This window comes from Pseudoduganella sp. GCM10020061 (assembly GCF_042683405.1).
In the GTDB taxonomy this organism is placed as follows: domain Bacteria; phylum Pseudomonadota; class Gammaproteobacteria; order Burkholderiales; family Burkholderiaceae_D; genus Telluria.
In genome coordinates, this window is the sequence record NZ_JBHUJS010000001.1 from 210144 (window position 1) to 225500 (window position 15357).

Consider the following 15357-nt stretch of genomic DNA (forward strand, 5'->3'; position numbering starts at 1 on the left):
CGCTGGCCGGGACGAGGGCGGTGGCTTTTCCGCTGCCGAAAAAAAAAGGCCAGCGACGAAGGCTGGCCTGAAGCTATCCGATTGGGGAGAAAGATAGCAGGGGTAAGGAAACCCGCCGCATCAACGCAAATTCATTCATGCGACGTTGACACTGTATGCAAATGACATCCCCGCTGCCATCGATGTGAGACGAATTGCCGGATTTGCAGGACAGGACGCAATTTGCTGCGACAGACGACTTATCGCTCCGCGCGCTCGTCGCCGTCGGCCTTGCCCGGTCCGCGCCGTCCCTGCACCGTCGCCGGCTCGCTGCGCACTGGCGCGGCTGCTGGCGGCGCGGGCGGCGGCGCCTGGTGCACGACCGGCGGCGCTGGCTGCGGGCGATACACGGCCGGCGCAGGCGCGGCGACTGCGACCGGCGCAGGCGTATGCATCACCGGCGGCGGCATCGGCTGCTCGCGCTGGCGCACGACCGGCTGCGCCGGCGGGGCCTGCGGTGCCGCCGCCTGTGGCGCTGCCACCTCACGTCCGCGGCGAGGACCATCGCGGTCATCGCGTTCGCGGCGCTGGTCGCGGTCGAAACGGTTGTCGTCGCGGCCGCCGAAGCGGTTGTCGTCCTCGAAGCGGCGGCCGAAGCGGCGCTCAGGCTCGCCCGCCTGCACCGACGGCGCAGGATGCTGTACCAGGGGCGCGGCCACCGGACGCTGCTCCATCACAGGCGGCGGCATGCGCACGGCCTGCGGGATGCGCGCATCATCGTCGCCGCGGCGCCCGTCACGTCCACCATGCTGCGGCTGCGGGTTCTGCAGCACCGGACCCGGTCCCTGTGCGTAGCGTCCGGGGCGGCCGTCCTCGTAGTTGCGCTCCACGCCTTCGCGGCCCGGCATGTGGCGCGGCGTCGGCGGAGGCGCGACGCGCGCCGAGGGCAGCGCGGCGACAGGCACCGACGCCTTCGGCATCTTGCTCACTTCGATCACGTTGCGGATGCCGAAGTGCTCCTGCGGGACCACGGTCAGGCCATGCGGATGGCGCCCCTCGCGCCGCACGCGCGGCGGCCGCACGTCGAAGTTGATGCGGTTGACGTGATCGCGGCGGGCGCGATAGTGCGGCACGAACGCGTCGTGCGGGGAGAGCGGATACCAGCCCTGGGCGGGCATGTGGCGGTGGCCTGCGCTGCCGAAGGTGAGCGACCAGTTGGAGCCGCCGACCCAACCCACCAGCGCAGGCGCCCAGACGGGGCGCGCAATGGCGCGGCCAGGCGCCCAGCACCAGCGGCTGCCCACCATCACCCAGCGGCCGTAGTGCGAGGGGGCGTAGCCCCATGGCGCATTGTCGACCCAGGTCCAGCCCCACGGCGACACCCAGGTCCAGCGGCCGTCGCGGTAAGGCACCCAGCCGACCGGCACGGCGCGCGGAATCCACAGCGGCCCGTACTCTGCGCTCTCGCGCCAGCTGCCGTACTGGTCCAGCTCTTCGTAGCCGGTCATCTCGCGCGGCACGTAGCGCGCCGCCTGGGAGCGGTCGTCGCGCTGGTCGCGCAGGTAGGCCCAGTCGTCGAACCCTTCGCGCACTGCCGGACCGGTGAACACGTCATCCGCCTGCGACTGGGCGCTGCGGCCTTCACGCACGGTCAGCGAAGATCCGGGCACCGACAGCATGGCGACACCCTCGAAGACATGGACGGCGGTAGTCTGGGGCGCGCGCTCGGCATCGACGCGGATGCGGCCCGGCTGCTGCATGCGCACGCTGCCGTGCGGCGTGAACAGCTCGAAGCCGTCCAGCAGCTCGCGGTTCATCACGCGCACGTTGACGCTGCCGTAGAACAGGCGCAGTCGCACGGTCTCGTCGTCCAGCCGCACGACTTCCATCGACGAGTCGCCGTCCAGGCGCACCGCGGTGGAGCCGACCCGGATTTCGGTGCGCGCGCCAGGCGCGGTGCGCAGCACGTCGCCGCCGGTGACCGGCCAGTTCAGCGTAGCGGCCCCACGGCCGCCTTCCGCCGACTCCAGCGTGACATCGCCCTGCGCCAGCGAGACGCGGCCGGCAATGCCGGGCGCATCGATCTCGGCGGCCTGCGCGAGGGTGGACAGGGCCAGTACGACAGCGACCGCAGCGGACTTCATAAAGGGAGCGCGCATTTAAACCTCCAGTTGGTTGTGAGTGATTACAGCGCGAGGGCGAGCCGGCGACAAATGGGATTACAAACGGTTGCACATATGAACCGCCGGCTACACGAAAGGGGACTGTCCCTTACGTGCGTTTGACGAAGAAGAGGGCGCCGCCCATCAGCATCAGCATGCCGCCGAAGAAGCGGTTCTGCGCCTTCATCGCGCGGGCGTCGCGGAAGAAGCGCTGCATCGATTGGGCGAGATAGGCGTAGCCGTGCATGACGGTGACGTCGATGACGACCATGGTGACGCCGAGGATGGCCAGTTGCGGCATCAGCGGCCGGCTGTTGTCGATGAACTGGGGCAGCACGGCCACCATGAACAGGATGCCCTTGGGGTTGGTGGCGTTGGTCAGGAAGCCGGCCAGCACGCGCTTGCGCAGCGGCGGCACTTGCGCGTGGACCGCGCCGTCCATCACCGGGCCGGCGCTGACACGGGCGCGCCACTGCGACAGGCCCAGGTAGATCAGGTACAGCGCGCCGATGGTCTTGACGGCCATGAAGGCGGTTTCGGAGGCGACCAGCAGGGAGCCGACGCCGGCGCCAGCCACCAGCAGCACCAGGACCAGGCCGATCTGCAGGCCCAGCACGGTGCCGGACGCCTTGCGCACGCCATAGGCGAGGCCATGCGACATCGACAGCACGGCGCCGGAGCCGGGCGACAGGGCGATCACGATCGCGGCGATCGTGTACTGGATCCAGGTGGTGAAAGGCATGTGGGGGGATGCGGAAGGTACTGCGGGGACTGCGGGAAACGACACGCCACCCGCGCCGCGCGCCAATGCTGGCGCGGCGCGCGTGGAGGAAGGCTTACTTCTTCTTTGGGTTGACCGCGGTCTTCAGCGTTGCGCCTGCCGAGAACTTAGGGGTCTTCGATGCGGCGATCTTGATCGCTTCGCCGGTCGATGGGTTGCGGCCCTTGCGTGCTGCGCGCTTAGCGACGGAGAACGTACCGAAACCGGTGATGCCCACCGTGTCGCCCTTCTTCAGGCGCTCGGTGATGATGTCGATCAGGGTGTTCACTGCGCCGTTAGCGGCTGCGCCCGACATTTCGGTGCGCTTCGCAAATTCTGCAACCAGTTCGCCTTTTTTCATACTTTCCTCCGGGGTTAAAAGAGCGGGAAGATTAGCATAAATATTGCCGAGTGTAATAATTTCTGTGGGGGGTGGCCGCGAAAGTAGCCCCCGCTGTGACTGGCGTCACGCGGTTTCCATCAGTTTATTTACACCGCGGTTTCAGGCGATGCACCAGCTGGCGGCGCTGGAATCAATCCGCGCCGGCTACCGCTTCGGCGCGCTGCATGGCAATGCGATGGCGCAGCGCGGCGTTAATCAGGGTCTGGTAGCCGGTGCCGCTTTGCTCGGACTCGGTACGGAATTGCGCCAGCACCTCGTCGTCCAGGTAGATGGTGATGCGGGTCTTGCGCTTGGGCGGACGCGATGGACGCACCGGTGCGGCAACGAAAGTTTGTTCGGTATTCATGAGTCTTCCTCCATGCTACGTCGATGGTCTGCCGAGCGGGCCGGGACTGGCCATGACCGGTTGGACACCGGCGCCACTGCAGGGTTCCGCAAGCGCCCGTGGCGGCAGCGAAACGACATGGTGGACTATACGTATAAGTTTTCGTTTCGACGGCAGCAAAGCGACGAGATGCAGATTTCGGTGACTGAACTGCAAAAAAGGCGCCTGGTCAGCAGTCCCGACCGCTGGGACCGGTTTTGTTAAGATGGCCATACTTTCGTGCCCTGCCGCGCCGTCCCATCGAAGGCCGGCAGGGATACTTTGATCATTTGGAGCGGAAAACATGGCAGGCAGCTTGCTGGCACTACTCGACGATATCGCGACCATCCTTGACGACGTAGCTGTCATGAGCAAGGTGGCGGCCAAGAAGACCGCCGGCGTGCTGGGCGACGACCTCGCGCTCAACGCCCAGCAGGTGTCCGGCGTGTCGGCCGACCGCGAACTGCCGGTCGTGTGGGCGGTGGCGCTTGGGTCCCTGCTGAACAAGGCGATCCTGGTGCCGGCCGCGCTGGCGATCAGTTCCTTCGCGCCATGGGCGGTGACGCCGCTCCTGATGGTCGGCGGCTCCTTCCTGTGCTACGAGGGCTTCCACAAGGTCGCGCACAAATTCCTGCACTCGAAAGAGGAAGAGGAACGGCACCACCGCGAACTGCTCGAAGCCAACCGCGACACGGAGCACGACATCGTCGCGCTGGAAAAGGAAAAGGTCAAAGGGGCGATCCGCACCGACTTCATCCTGTCGGCGGAGATCATCGTGATCTCGCTGGGCACGGTGACGGGCGAGCCGTTCATGAAGCAGCTCGGCGTGCTGATCGCGATCTCGCTGCTGATGACGGTGGGTGTGTACGGCTTCGTGGCCGGCATCGTCAAGCTGGACGACCTGGGGCTCTACCTGAGCAGGAAGGCCGGCAGCGGCGCGCAGGCGGTCGGGCGGGGCCTGCTGGTCGCCGCACCGAAGCTGATGAAGCTGCTGACCGTGGTGGGCACGGCGGCGATGTTCATGGTGGGCGGGAATATCGTGCTGCACGGGCTGCCGGCGGGGCATGTGGTCACCGACTGGATCGGCGAGCGCACGGGCCCGGTGACGGGGTTCCTGGCGACGACGCTGGCCGATGCCATCGTGGGCATCATCGTGGGCGCGCTGGTGGTGGCCGCCGTCACCATCGGCAAGCGCATGTTCGGCCGCAAGGACGCCGCCGCGCACTAGCTCCGACTATTTCGACGGTTTTTTCGGTTTTTTGGGCGCGGGCTGCGGCAGCTCGCGCGCCGTGATCCGCACCAGCTGCGCCAGCCACGCTCGGTCTTCCAGCTGCTCCCCATCCATCAGGAACCAGGTCTTCGCCTGCGGAAAGGGCTGGACTTCGACCGGCGTGCCGATGTAGGTCCGCCCGCCCGGCGTGGGCTTGATGAACAGCTGGTCGTCGCACACGACGGCGACCATCTTCCCTTCGAAATACAGGCCATATTCGCCAAACATCTTGCGCGCGGTGACAGGGCCGGCTTGCGAGAGCTGGTCCAGCATGAAGTCGGCCGTGGATTGGCTCGATCCCATTGTGAGTTCCCCGGTGGCTGCGGCACGTGCCGCGAGCGCCAGCATACCGCATGGGGACGGGCCGCCGGCCCTTGCATCGCTTTGCAGGGAGAGCCCGGGGACAGTGATCAGCCAGGGAGCGTGCCCCCTAGGCCCTGGCAAGCGGGAGGGTGACGCGGAAGCACGACCCGCCGCCGTCACGCGGCAGGCACTGCGCCTCGCCGCCATGCCGCTGCGCGATCTGGCGCACCAGCGCCAGCCCCAGCCCGACCCCGCCTTCGCGCTCGGAGGCACCCGGCAGGCGATAGAAGGCTGTGAAGATGCGTTCGCGCTCCTCCACCGGCACGCCGGGCCCACGGTCGCACACATCGAGCTGCACGCGGCCCGCATCGGCGCCCAGCGTCACCGTGACGGGCGCCCCTCCGCCATAGCGCTTCGCGTTCTCCAGCAGGTTGCGCACCATGCGGCGCAGCAGGCGCGCATCGCCATCCACCAGCGCGGGCACGGCCTCCAGCGCCGCGCCGGCACGCTCGCATTCGTCCGACACAATGGCAGACAGGTCGAGCTTTTCCGTGCGCAGCGCTTCCCCGGCCGGCGCATCGAGGCGGCTCGCCAGCAGCACTTCGTCGATCAGCTGGTCGAGCTCTCCGATGTTGCGCACCAGTTCCTCGCGCAGTGCCGGCGATGCTTCGCCCTGCATCAGCTCCACCGCCATGCGGATGCGCGCCAGCGGCGAGCGCAACTCGTGCGACGCATTGGCGAGCAGAGTCTTCTGCGAACCGACCAGCGATTCGATATGGTCCGCCGCTTCGTTGAAGCTCGTCGCGAGGCTCGCCACCTCGTCGTGCCCTTCGACCGGCACGCGTACGGACAGGTCGCCCTGTCCCCACGACTGCACGCTGCCCTGCAGGCGTTCGAGGCGGCGCGTAATCCGGCGCACCATCGGGTAGGCCGCGAACGCCACGATCACCGCGGTCAGCAGCAGGACCGGCAGCAGGGCGTGCGGCATCCGGCGTGCCTGCGGCCGGCGGATCAGCAGCCAGCGGCCGTCATCGAGCTTGAGCGCGTAGACGTTGCGGCTGCCCTTCATCGGCCCGGTCTCCTCCTGGCGCGGATGGAGGGCAGGGAGCTCGCGGCCGACCGATGCGATCAGCTCGCGGTCCGCGCTGTACAGCGCCAGCGGCCCACGCCGGCGCTCGCGCCAGCGCAGCAGCGCGGCGCGCTGGTCGGCCACGGCCGCATCGGGCGGCGGCAGCGCCTGTTCCGCCACTTGCGCCATCGCGTCCGCAGCCTGGCGCTCGCCGGGACTGATCCACATCTGCACGCCGGTGAACACCGCGGCAGCGGCCAGCAGCGACGCGAGCAGGGTGAGGAAGATGCGCAGGTACAGGCGCGGCGGGCCTTTACGCATCCTGTACCTTTGCGAACATGTAGCCGGCGCCGCGCACGGTCACGATGCGTTGCGGCTGTTTGGGGTCGTCTTCGATGGCGGCGCGCAACCGGCCCACGTGGACGTCGATCGAGCGGTCGAGCGGGTCGCCCGCCTCGCCGCGCACCGCGTCCATCAGCTGCTCGCGCGAGAGCACGCGGCCGGCGCGCTCCGCCATCGCCATCAGCAGGTCGAACTGGTAGGCGGTAAGCGGGCGCTCCTGCCCGTCCACGCGCACCAGCCGCGCCGCAGGGTCGATCTCCAGCCGGCCGAAGCGAAGCCTGGGCACGTCGGACGACAGCGGCTCAGGCAAGGCAGGGCGCCGCAGCACGGCGCGCAGGCGCGCCAGCAGTTCGCGGGGTTCGAATGGCTTGGGCAGGTAGTCGTCGGCGCCCATCTCGAGGCCGACGATGCGGTCGAACGGATCGCCTTTTGCCGTCAGCATCACGATCGGGACCGACGAGAGCGGCGAATCGATGGCGCGGATGCGGCTGCACACTTCCAGGCCGCTGCCGTCGGGGAGCATCAGGTCCAGCAGCACCAGCGCGTAGTGGCCGGGCTGCGAGTCGTTCAGCCGGGACAGGCCGGATGCCGCCGTCAGGGCCTGCTCCACCTCGTACCCATTCTGGCCCAGATAAGACGCGACCATTCCGCCGAGGCGCTGGTCGTCTTCGATCATCAGGATGCGCTGGGTCATGGTGGTCCCTACCGTTAGTCACCCCTCCATGCTACCAGCCCAGCATTAACGTCCTGTAGCCAGTTCGTAAAGTTTTGTAATCCGGCTTTCGACATCAGCGGATCAGGAATACGGGTCGTACTCGAAGCCGCTGCCGATGACGGCCGCCACCGCGCCGATGTTCTCGGCGCTTTCGCTAAAGCCTGCCAGTACTGATGCCGCCGTAGTGCGTCCCTCGTCCAGCGCCGCGGTCCAGAATGCCACGCCGGCTTCGTCCGGCTGCCGGTGCAGCGCGTTGACGTAGAACAGCCGAACGAGGGCTTCGTTTGTCGGGGCGCCGCCGTACAGCGACTTGAACTCGGGCGAGGTCATGAAGGAGTTCGCCATCGTTTCCAGGCTGATCCCGCGATCGCCCATCTCGATCCAGAAACCGACGCCCACCAGATCAGGCGTGCGGTTGAAGGCGGCCTGGTACAGGCGGTAGACCTGGCCGCCGACGCCAGCCATGTCGAGTGCGATTGCATGATCGGAGAACACCAGGCGCTCGATGCCCTGCAGCGTGTCGGTGTCTCCGCCAGTCAGCGCAGCGACCGTCGAGACGGTGTCCGCGCCGCTGCCGGCATGCGTGATGGCGTAGGCAGCAATGGCGCCATCGAAGCGCGCGATGTCGTGTCCCAGTCCACCGATGAGTTTGTCCGAACCGGCGCCGCCATCGATGGTGTCGTTGCCGCTGCCGCCAGTCAGGGTGTCGTTGCCGCCCAGTCCGCGGATGTAATAGGGCGCATCCGTCACGCTAATGGCCTCGGCGGAGTCCGTCCCGTACCAGACATTGGCTGGCTGGTAGCCGGCCGGATAGGCGCCCTGGGTGAAGTTGGCCGGAACCAGGTTGGTCGCCGTCACACCGGCCAGCGTGGCAATGGTCTTGAACTGCTGGGCAGTACCGGCGGCGCCATCGGCGTCGTACTGCAGCAGCGTGTCCGCGCCCTGCTGGACGATCCGCAGATAGCCCGGCGCGCCGAACGGATTCGTGCCGCTGGCGCCAAAGTTCAGGCCGAACACATCCAGGATGTCGCCTCCGGCGCCCGCTGCAAAGTCCGTGATCACCAGGCCGCCGCTGAACTGGAGGAAGTAATAGGTGTCCTGCCCCTCTCCACCGGTCGCGCGGATGACCGTCTTGCCGGTACCAAACAGGCTGAAGCGGTCGTTGCCGATGCCGCCGTCGGCTGTGAGGGTGTAGCTGCCGCTGCCGGTGGAAAGGTCGATGGTGTCGTCGCCCGCGCCGCCGAAGATCGTATCCGCACTGTTGCCGGACGTCAGCGTGTCGTTCCCGTCGCCGCCCTCGAGCCTGCTCTTGCTGCCGAGTCCGGATAGCAGGCGGTCGTTGCCCAGGCCGCCGAGCAGCACACTGGCGCCGCCCGTATCGGTCAGCGTGTCGTTGCCGTCTCCACCGTCCAGCGTATCGTTGCCCAGGCCGCCCTGCAGGCTGTCGTTGCCGGCGCCACCGTACAATTTGTCATAGCCGTCCCCACCGACGAGCGTATCGTCCCCCTCCGCGCCGAACAGGGTATCGTCGCCGAATTCGCCGGACAGGTAGTCCCAGCCCGCGCCGCCGTCCATGCTGTCGTTGCCGGTGCCGCCGACCAGCACGTCGTCGCCGCCGAGGCCCCTGATGGTGTCGTCGTTGTTTCCGCCCGTGATGCCATCGCCGAGCTCGGTGCCGGTCAGGTTCGCGCCGGTCATGGAACCATGCGGATCGTAGCCGCCGCTGATGTGCTGCGCGCCGAGGTCGGCCAGGTTCACGTTGGTCAGCGTGAGCAGGGGACGGAACGTATGCGCATTCCCTGCCGCGCCATCGGCGTCATAAAGGATCTGCACGTTGGCGCCCGACTGCACGGCGCGCAGGTAGCCGGCGCGGCCGAACGGATTGCCCAGCGTCGCCTCCATGCCCCAGCCGTGGATGGCGATCGTCTCACCTTCGGTCAGGGAAAAATCGGTGATCGTGATCGCGTTGTCGGCGCCGGGAAGCGCGCTGACGGTAAATGTATCCACGCCTGCGCCGCCACGGACGTTGGCGTTGAGGCCGCCGCCCTGGGCGCTGATGTAGAGCTGGTCCGCACCGGCCCCGCCGTCGATCGTGAATGCGGAACGCAAGTGGTCGCTGCCATGCACGCTGATCACATCGTTACCGATACCGCCAATCAGCGTCGCGGGTCCCCAATAGCTGGTCAGCGCGTCGTCTCCGTCGCCGCCGTCGAGCAGGCTGGTCGAGCCTGTCGTTTCGAGGTAATCGTCGCCGGCGCCGCCCAGCAGGGTGTCTTCGCCGATGCCGTCCACCAGGCGGTCGTTGCCTGCTCCGCCATCGAGGTAGTCGTCACCTCCCTGTCCGCTCAGATCGTCGTTGCCATCGCCGCCGAACAGCCGGTCATTACCTTCCAGGCCAGTGATGGTGTCATTTCCACCCATGCCGTGGATGGTGTCCGGTTCCTGTGTGCCGAAGAGCTGTTCCGCTGCTGCTGTGCCATCGATCTGCATCGTCCGCCTTAATCGTCTGAATTGAAATAAATTTTTGTCGTTTGAACAATATTTATCATTTCAACACAGAAGGCACATCTGGGACGCACGGCAGACTCGGCTGTAATGGACCGGGACTCGCCATCCCCTGCCGCCCAGCCCCGTTCCGCTCTAGCCTTGAGCGAACCTTTTAACGCTGAGCGAGCGCATAGGCCAGCGACGATTCCATGGCGCGGTCACTAGCGCACTTGATAGTTCCACAGTGTAGCTTTGCCGGAACCGATCCCCGTCGCCATATGCCGGAACTGCCCCCGTCCCGTATGCTTTTTCACAGCAGGCATGTCAAACATCTGTCTTCTGAGAAGCCTTTCGCACGTAGTTTTTCGTGGGCGTCCAACGTTGTGTGTGTAACGCGTACCAAAATGAAAACGCAAATAAACCTGCCGGAATCGCTACGCGGATCCAGAAAGGGATAGGGAGGAAAAGTCCCCAAGTGATAGATAAGGAAAAGATAAAACCAAGGAAGCCGCTCGCAACGGGGTGAAAAGTACGGTACGCCTTATACCTTAAGCCACAAGTTTTACACGATATCCTGAAGAGACGGTATTGGGGCAGTATCTCGCCGCATCTGACGCACTTCACATCTGTCTCCTGCCGTTGGTCATTGATAAAAGCGAACGTCGACCGCTTCACCGCGAGCCCTCGTTACTTGCTCAATCCCGCCGTCCACCCTCATTTCGCATTCTCCAATACGGGGCCGGGTCAGTTCCGGCAAAGCGACAAAATCGAGCTTCTACCCCTGTGCTCGCCTGTAGCGCGGAGAGAGCGCACACGCGCGCCAACTGGGTTGTCAGGCCCACGACCGTTAGTGCCCTTGGGGTTTGATAAAGAAATGAAGGTCAGCTAGTAACTGCCCCCCTCGCGCCCGCTTCTCGTTCCCAGTCAAACCGCACTAACTACTAGCTATGGATACGGCTGGTATTCAAAGCCGTTGCCGATGACCGCCGCTAGCGCCTCCACGTTCTCGGCACTTTCGCTGAAGCCGGCGAGCACGTCTGCGGCTGTCGCGCGTCCGCTATCGAGTACCGCCGTCCAGAAGGCAACGCCCGCTTCATCCGGTGCGCGGTGCAATGCGTTAACGTAGAACAGGCGAACCAATGCCTCGTTGGTGGGCGCAGCGCCATACAGTGATTCAAATTCCGGCGATGTCATGAACGAGGACGCGATGGTGGTCAGGGGCATGCCCCGGTCTCCGATGCCGATCCAGAACCCCACGCCGCCCTGGTCGGGCGTGCGGTTGAACGCTGCCTGGTAAAGCCGGTACACCTGCCCGGCTACACCGGCGATATCGAGCGCGATGGCTGCATCTGTGAATACCATGCGTTCCACCCCGGTCAGCGAGTCCGAATCGTTACCGGCTTTGGCTGCGACAGTCGTGGCACCGTTGGCCTCCCGGGACACGGTGTAGCCGGCAATCGCGCCCTCGAAGTACGCATAGTCGCGTCCGGCGTCCCCACCCGATATCACGTCATTTCCGAGCCCGCCGGTGAGGCTGTCGTTACCGCTTCCGCCTTCGATACTGTCGTTACCCTCACCACCAGACATGACCTGCGCGGCGCTGCCGGGATACGCGAACAAGGTGTCGTTGCCTGCCCCACCATCGAATACGTTACTTCCTTCGCTGTCGACAAGCAGGTCGTCACCGTCGCCGCCTTTGAGCGTGTCGTTCCCGGCTCCTCCGTCGAGCTGGTCGTGTCCGAGACCGCCCTGCAGGAGATCGTTGCCGCTGCCTCCGTCAAGGCCGTCGTCGCCGAGGCCGCCGTCGAGGAGGTCGTTGCCGTTCAAACCCGTCAGTTTGTCGTCACCCGCGCCACCTGCAAGGGTGTCGGGAAGAATCCCGCCTTCAATCGTCTCGGCCGCCTCCGTTCCATGCTGCACCACACCCTCCGGCGAACCGGTCGGGGAGATGCCGCCGACGAAATGGGCAGCGGTCAGGGTGGCTGCCTGGACGTTCTTGAGCACCAGGACATCGACGAATGCACTGGCCGCACCGGCAGCGGCGGTATTGAACTGCAGGATCGCATCGGTACCACGTTGGATCAGGCGTAGTTGCGCCTCTCCTGCAAATGGATTCGAGCCATCCGATGCACGCAGAAGGCTGTTGACATCGATCCGGTCGCCGGTTGCAAAATCGGTGACGGTATAGGAGACCGGTACCGCGCTGACCTGGAACGTATCCGCGCCGAACCCGCCAGTCGCCAGCACGTTCGTGAGGCTGCCAGCTGCCAGGTTGACGACAAACCGGTCGGCGTCGTTCTCGCCATTCAGGTGCACGGTGTAGCCGGATCCCGTAGGCGCACCACTGGTATAGCGCAGGATATCGTTTCCGGTCCCGCCCGATAGCGTCGAGTTACTGTCGCCGATGGAGAGCACGTCATCATCCCGCCCACCGCGCAGGATGCTCGCTCCCGAACCGGTGTTGACGATCACGTCGTTACCCTCGCCACCTTCGAGCAGGTCGGCACCTGTGCCACCATCGATGGTGTCGTTGCCGAGGCCGCCGATGACCGTATCGTCATCGGTGCCGGCGTTGATGCGGTCATTGCCGGCTCCGCCATCAATGGTGTCGCTGCCACCGAACGTATTGATCACATCGTCGCCGCCCAGGCCGCTGACCGTGTCCGGGAATGGGTCGCCGTTGATGACGTCGGCTGCGTCGGTGCCGATGTGGGTGCTCGGGATGGCGCCAGTCTGGATTGCCCCGCGGGTGAAGTTGGGCGCGACCAGATCGGTGAGCCGGATCCCGACCAGGGTCGCCATCGTCGAAAATTGCCCGGCCGACTTGGCCGAGCCGTCGGGGTCGTATTGCAAAAGGACGTTGGCGCCGTCCTGGATGAGGCGCAGGTAACCCAATGTGAACGGATTGATCTGGCTCCAGCTCGACGCGCCAAAGCTGTACACGTCAAGCACATCGCCGCCAGCGCCGGTCGCGAAGTCGGTGATCACCAGTCCGCCCCGGAACTGCTCGATGAAGTATGTGTCGACGCCTTCCCCGCCCGTGGCGTAAATGGTGCCGCTGTTGCCGCTCACCTTGAACAAATCATCGTCCGCGCCGCCATCGAGATGGGCGGTGTAGCCTGCAGCCCAGGAATTGCTGACCAGGGTGTCGTTGCCGGCTCCGCCCAGCAATGTGTCACTGCCGTTGACCGTTGTCAGCGTGTCGTTGCCCGCGCCCCCGTCGAGCAGGTTGGCGCCGTTCGTGCTGCCCAGCCGGTCGTCGCCGTCTTCACCGAACAGGACGTCGCGCCCTCCGTAGCCGGACAGGCTGTCGTTCCCCATGCCTCCATAGAGGGTGTCGTCGCCGCCATCGCCGTCGATAAAGTCCCTGCCATCGTCGCCATACAGGACGTCGCTGCCTTCTCCGCCGTGGAGGAAGTCTTCACCGGCACCGCCGCGAATCTCGTCACGGCCGTAGCCGCCGTTCACATAGTCGGTATCGGCCCCGCCATCGATGATGTCGTCTCCGGTCCCACCATTGATTGTGTCGACGCCACCGCCGCCCGAAAGCGTGTCGTTACGTTGCGTGCCCTCGATGCTGTCGCCCGCATCGGTACCGGTGACGCTGTCGCCCGTCGAGGTGCCGGTAGGATCGAAATCGTTGTAAAAGTTTGCAGCTGTCAGAGTTGACGCCAGCACGTTTTCCAAAGTGAGCAGCACCTGGAAATCATGTGCGCTTCCGGATGCGCCATCGATGTCGATCATGATCCTGGTATGCGCGCCGTCCTGCACCAGGCGGAGATAGCCGGACGATCCAAACGGATTACCTTCCGTGAGATTCGCCAGCGGATCGGCCAGCAGATAGAGCATCTCGTCAGCGACCGAGAAGTCGGTGATCGTGATCCTGGTGTTATCCGGCACGCGGGAGAACCAGTACTTGTCGATGCCGGCTCCGCCGCTGACGGTGGCGTCGTACGAGGATACGTCGCCGGTCAGCCGGATGTCGTCATCCCCGTCCCCACCCGAGATGACGTGCGTGGTCGCAGTATGGTACTGCCCGACTGCATTGATAGAGTCAGCGCCGGCGCCGCCATACAAGGTGGCGTTTCCTCCATAGACTTGCAGCGAGTCGTCCCCATTGCCGCCGTCGAGTAACGGTGCGCCCAGAAACGTGTCGAGATAATCGTTCCCTTCGCCACCAAGGAGCGTAGAAGCGTCACTGCCGCTCAGTGAGTCGCTTCCGTCTCCGCCTTCGATGTAATCATTGCCGCCGCCGCCGGAAATCTCGTCATTGCCGCCTTCGCCGTAGAGGAAATCGTCTCCACCCCATGCGATCAGTTTGTCATCGCCATCGCCTGCGCGGATCGTGTCCGCTTCCATCGTCCCGAGCAACATTTCGCCCTGCGGCGTACCTACGATTTCCATAAATGCTTTCTGAAGGGACGCCTGTACGTACGCCGCCATAGTTGACTACAGGTTGCATTTGAACATACATCAGTAGCGTTTGCGAAGCCGGAAACGGCCGCATGCATGCCGCAACACGTCCGGTGCGGTACTGGCGTGCTAACAGAACGGGATTTCAGGGGTAGGAGACAGGCTTGCCCGGCAGGTCCGGGAGCGGAATGAACTCCGTCTCGCCAGGCACGGGCGCGAAGCGCTGCTGGCGCCAGTCCTGCTTGGCTTGCTCGATGCGGTCCGCGGAACTGGAGACGAAGTTCCAGGTGAGGTAGCGCGGCCCCTCCATCGGCTCCCCACCGAGCAGCATCATGCGCGCGCCCAGCTGGCCGGCCTTGATCGTGACAGGCTGGCCCGGCTTCAGCACCAGCAGCTGGCCTGCCTGGAATACGCCGTCGCTGCCAAGGTCGAGCATCCCTTCGGTGATGTAGATGGCGCGCTCGCTGTACTCGGCCGGCACCTGCGCGCGCGCGTGCGGCTGCAGGTGCAGGTCGACATAGAACATGTCCGACAGGGTCGGTGCCGGTGAACGCATCCCGAACAGGCTGCCGGCGACGATCCGCGCAGTGATCCCTTCGGCCTTTTCCAGCGGCAGCTCATCGCGGCCGATGTGCTGGAAGCCTGGATCGCATTCCTCGTGTGCCTTCGGCAGCGCGACCCAGCACTGCAGGCCGAACAGCGGCGAGGCCTGCTGGCGCATGTCGGCCGAGGTGCGTTCGGAATGGACGATGCCCCTGCCGGCCGTCATCCAGTTCACTTCGCCCGGACGGATCGCCTGCACGACGCCAAGGCTGTCGCGGTGCATGATCTCGCCGGTGTAGAGGTAGGTGACGGTGGCCAGGCCGATGTGCGGGTGAGGGCGCACGTCCAGGCCACGGCCCGCGTGGAATACGTGCGGCCCCATCTGGTCGAGGAAGACGAAGGGCCCGACCATGCGCCGCTGTTTGGATGGCAGCGCGCGCCGCACGTTGAAGTTTTCGCCGAGGTCATGCGTGCGGGGCACGACGATAGTCTCGAGCAGGCTGTCAGGCGGTAACTCGTGGTGGGTCGTCGGCTGGTCCATCGCGGC

At 65.5% G+C, this 15357-nt stretch carries 11 protein-coding genes; 1 reads left to right on the forward strand and 10 read right to left on the reverse strand.

Features of this window, described 5'->3' with window-relative positions; all coding sequences use genetic code 11:
* Nucleotides 1-239: 239 nt before the first annotated feature.
* The 4 genes from ACFSQR_RS00950 to ACFSQR_RS00965 form a co-directional block, all read right to left on the reverse strand.
* A complete protein-coding gene (locus ACFSQR_RS00950; RefSeq protein WP_377727037.1) occupies nucleotides 240-2138 on the reverse strand; it encodes a DUF6600 domain-containing protein in 1899 nt (632 codons plus the stop codon).
* Nucleotides 2139-2250: 112 nt separating this feature from the next.
* Complete coding sequence (locus tag ACFSQR_RS00955; RefSeq protein WP_377727040.1) at nucleotides 2251-2883, reverse strand: LysE family transporter; 633 nt, start codon at nucleotides 2881-2883, stop codon at nucleotides 2251-2253.
* A gap of 94 nt (nucleotides 2884-2977) precedes the next feature.
* Nucleotides 2978-3304 (reverse strand): HU family DNA-binding protein, encoded by a 327-nt coding sequence (locus tag ACFSQR_RS00960; RefSeq protein WP_377728288.1) that lies wholly within the window; start codon nucleotides 3302-3304, stop codon nucleotides 2978-2980.
* Nucleotides 3305-3434: 130 nt separating this feature from the next.
* Entirely contained in the window at nucleotides 3435-3650 is a 216-nt protein-coding gene (locus ACFSQR_RS00965) for a BrnA antitoxin family protein (protein WP_377727043.1), read from the reverse strand.
* Nucleotides 3651-3972: 322 nt separating this feature from the next.
* Between ACFSQR_RS00965 and ACFSQR_RS00970 the strand changes: the two genes are divergently transcribed.
* Nucleotides 3973-4896 carry a DUF808 domain-containing protein gene (locus ACFSQR_RS00970; protein WP_377727046.1) on the forward strand — a complete coding sequence of 308 codons (924 nt, stop codon included), beginning with the start codon at nucleotides 3973-3975 and terminating at the stop codon, nucleotides 4894-4896.
* A 6-nt stretch (nucleotides 4897-4902) separates the two neighbouring features.
* Here ACFSQR_RS00970 and ACFSQR_RS00975 read toward each other — a convergent pair whose 3' ends face one another.
* The 6 genes from ACFSQR_RS00975 to ACFSQR_RS01000 all read right to left on the reverse strand — a co-directional run bounded on the left by ACFSQR_RS00975 (nucleotide 4903) and on the right by ACFSQR_RS01000 (nucleotide 15351).
* Nucleotides 4903-5241, reverse strand: a complete 339-nt coding sequence (locus ACFSQR_RS00975) for a TfoX/Sxy family protein (RefSeq protein ID WP_377727048.1) — start codon at nucleotides 5239-5241, stop codon at nucleotides 4903-4905.
* 127 nt (nucleotides 5242-5368) lie between these two features.
* Nucleotides 5369-6631: a sensor histidine kinase gene (locus ACFSQR_RS00980; protein WP_377727051.1), complete on the reverse strand. Its 1263-nt coding sequence runs from the start codon at nucleotides 6629-6631 to the stop codon at nucleotides 5369-5371.
* On the reverse strand, nucleotides 6624-7346 hold the full coding sequence (locus tag ACFSQR_RS00985; RefSeq protein ID WP_377727054.1) for a winged helix-turn-helix domain-containing protein: 723 nt from the start codon (nucleotides 7344-7346) through the stop codon (nucleotides 6624-6626). Before ACFSQR_RS00985 ends, ACFSQR_RS00980 begins: the two co-directional genes overlap by 8 nt.
* A 102-nt stretch (nucleotides 7347-7448) precedes the next feature.
* Nucleotides 7449-9857, reverse strand: coding sequence for a DUF4214 domain-containing protein (locus ACFSQR_RS00990; RefSeq protein ID WP_377727057.1), 2409 nt, complete (start codon nucleotides 9855-9857; stop codon nucleotides 7449-7451).
* A 942-nt stretch (nucleotides 9858-10799) separates the two neighbouring features.
* Nucleotides 10800-14258, reverse strand: a complete 3459-nt coding sequence (locus tag ACFSQR_RS00995) for a DUF4214 domain-containing protein (protein WP_377727060.1) — start codon at nucleotides 14256-14258, stop codon at nucleotides 10800-10802.
* A 154-nt stretch (nucleotides 14259-14412) separates the two neighbouring features.
* On the reverse strand, nucleotides 14413-15351 hold the full coding sequence (locus ACFSQR_RS01000) for a pirin family protein (RefSeq protein WP_377727063.1): 939 nt from the start codon (nucleotides 15349-15351) through the stop codon (nucleotides 14413-14415).
* Nucleotides 15352-15357 lie beyond the last annotated feature (6 nt).

What these genes read in the sequence shown, in the direction of transcription:
- ACFSQR_RS00965 (WP_377727043.1), bottom strand. Translation starts at nt 3,650, where the DNA reads ATGAATACCGAACAAACTTTCGTTGCCGCACCGGTGCGTCCATCGCGT.
- ACFSQR_RS00985 (WP_377727054.1), bottom strand. Translation starts at nt 7,346, where the DNA reads ATGACCCAGCGCATCCTGATGATCGAAGACGACCAGCGCCTCGGCGGA.
- ACFSQR_RS01000 (WP_377727063.1), bottom strand. Translation starts at nt 15,351, where the DNA reads ATGGACCAGCCGACGACCCACCACGAGTTACCGCCTGACAGCCTGCTC.
- ACFSQR_RS00995 (WP_377727060.1), bottom strand. Translation starts at nt 14,258, where the DNA reads ATGGAAATCGTAGGTACGCCGCAGGGCGAAATGTTGCTCGGGACGATG.
- ACFSQR_RS00980 (WP_377727051.1), bottom strand. Translation starts at nt 6,631, where the DNA reads ATGCGTAAAGGCCCGCCGCGCCTGTACCTGCGCATCTTCCTCACCCTG.
- ACFSQR_RS00975 (WP_377727048.1), bottom strand. Translation starts at nt 5,241, where the DNA reads ATGGGATCGAGCCAATCCACGGCCGACTTCATGCTGGACCAGCTCTCG.
- ACFSQR_RS00955 (WP_377727040.1), bottom strand. Translation starts at nt 2,883, where the DNA reads ATGCCTTTCACCACCTGGATCCAGTACACGATCGCCGCGATCGTGATC.
- ACFSQR_RS00970 (WP_377727046.1), top strand. Translation starts at nt 3,973, where the DNA reads ATGGCAGGCAGCTTGCTGGCACTACTCGACGATATCGCGACCATCCTT.
- ACFSQR_RS00990 (WP_377727057.1), bottom strand. Translation starts at nt 9,857, where the DNA reads ATGCAGATCGATGGCACAGCAGCAGCGGAACAGCTCTTCGGCACACAG.
- ACFSQR_RS00950 (WP_377727037.1), bottom strand. Translation starts at nt 2,138, where the DNA reads ATGCGCGCTCCCTTTATGAAGTCCGCTGCGGTCGCTGTCGTACTGGCC.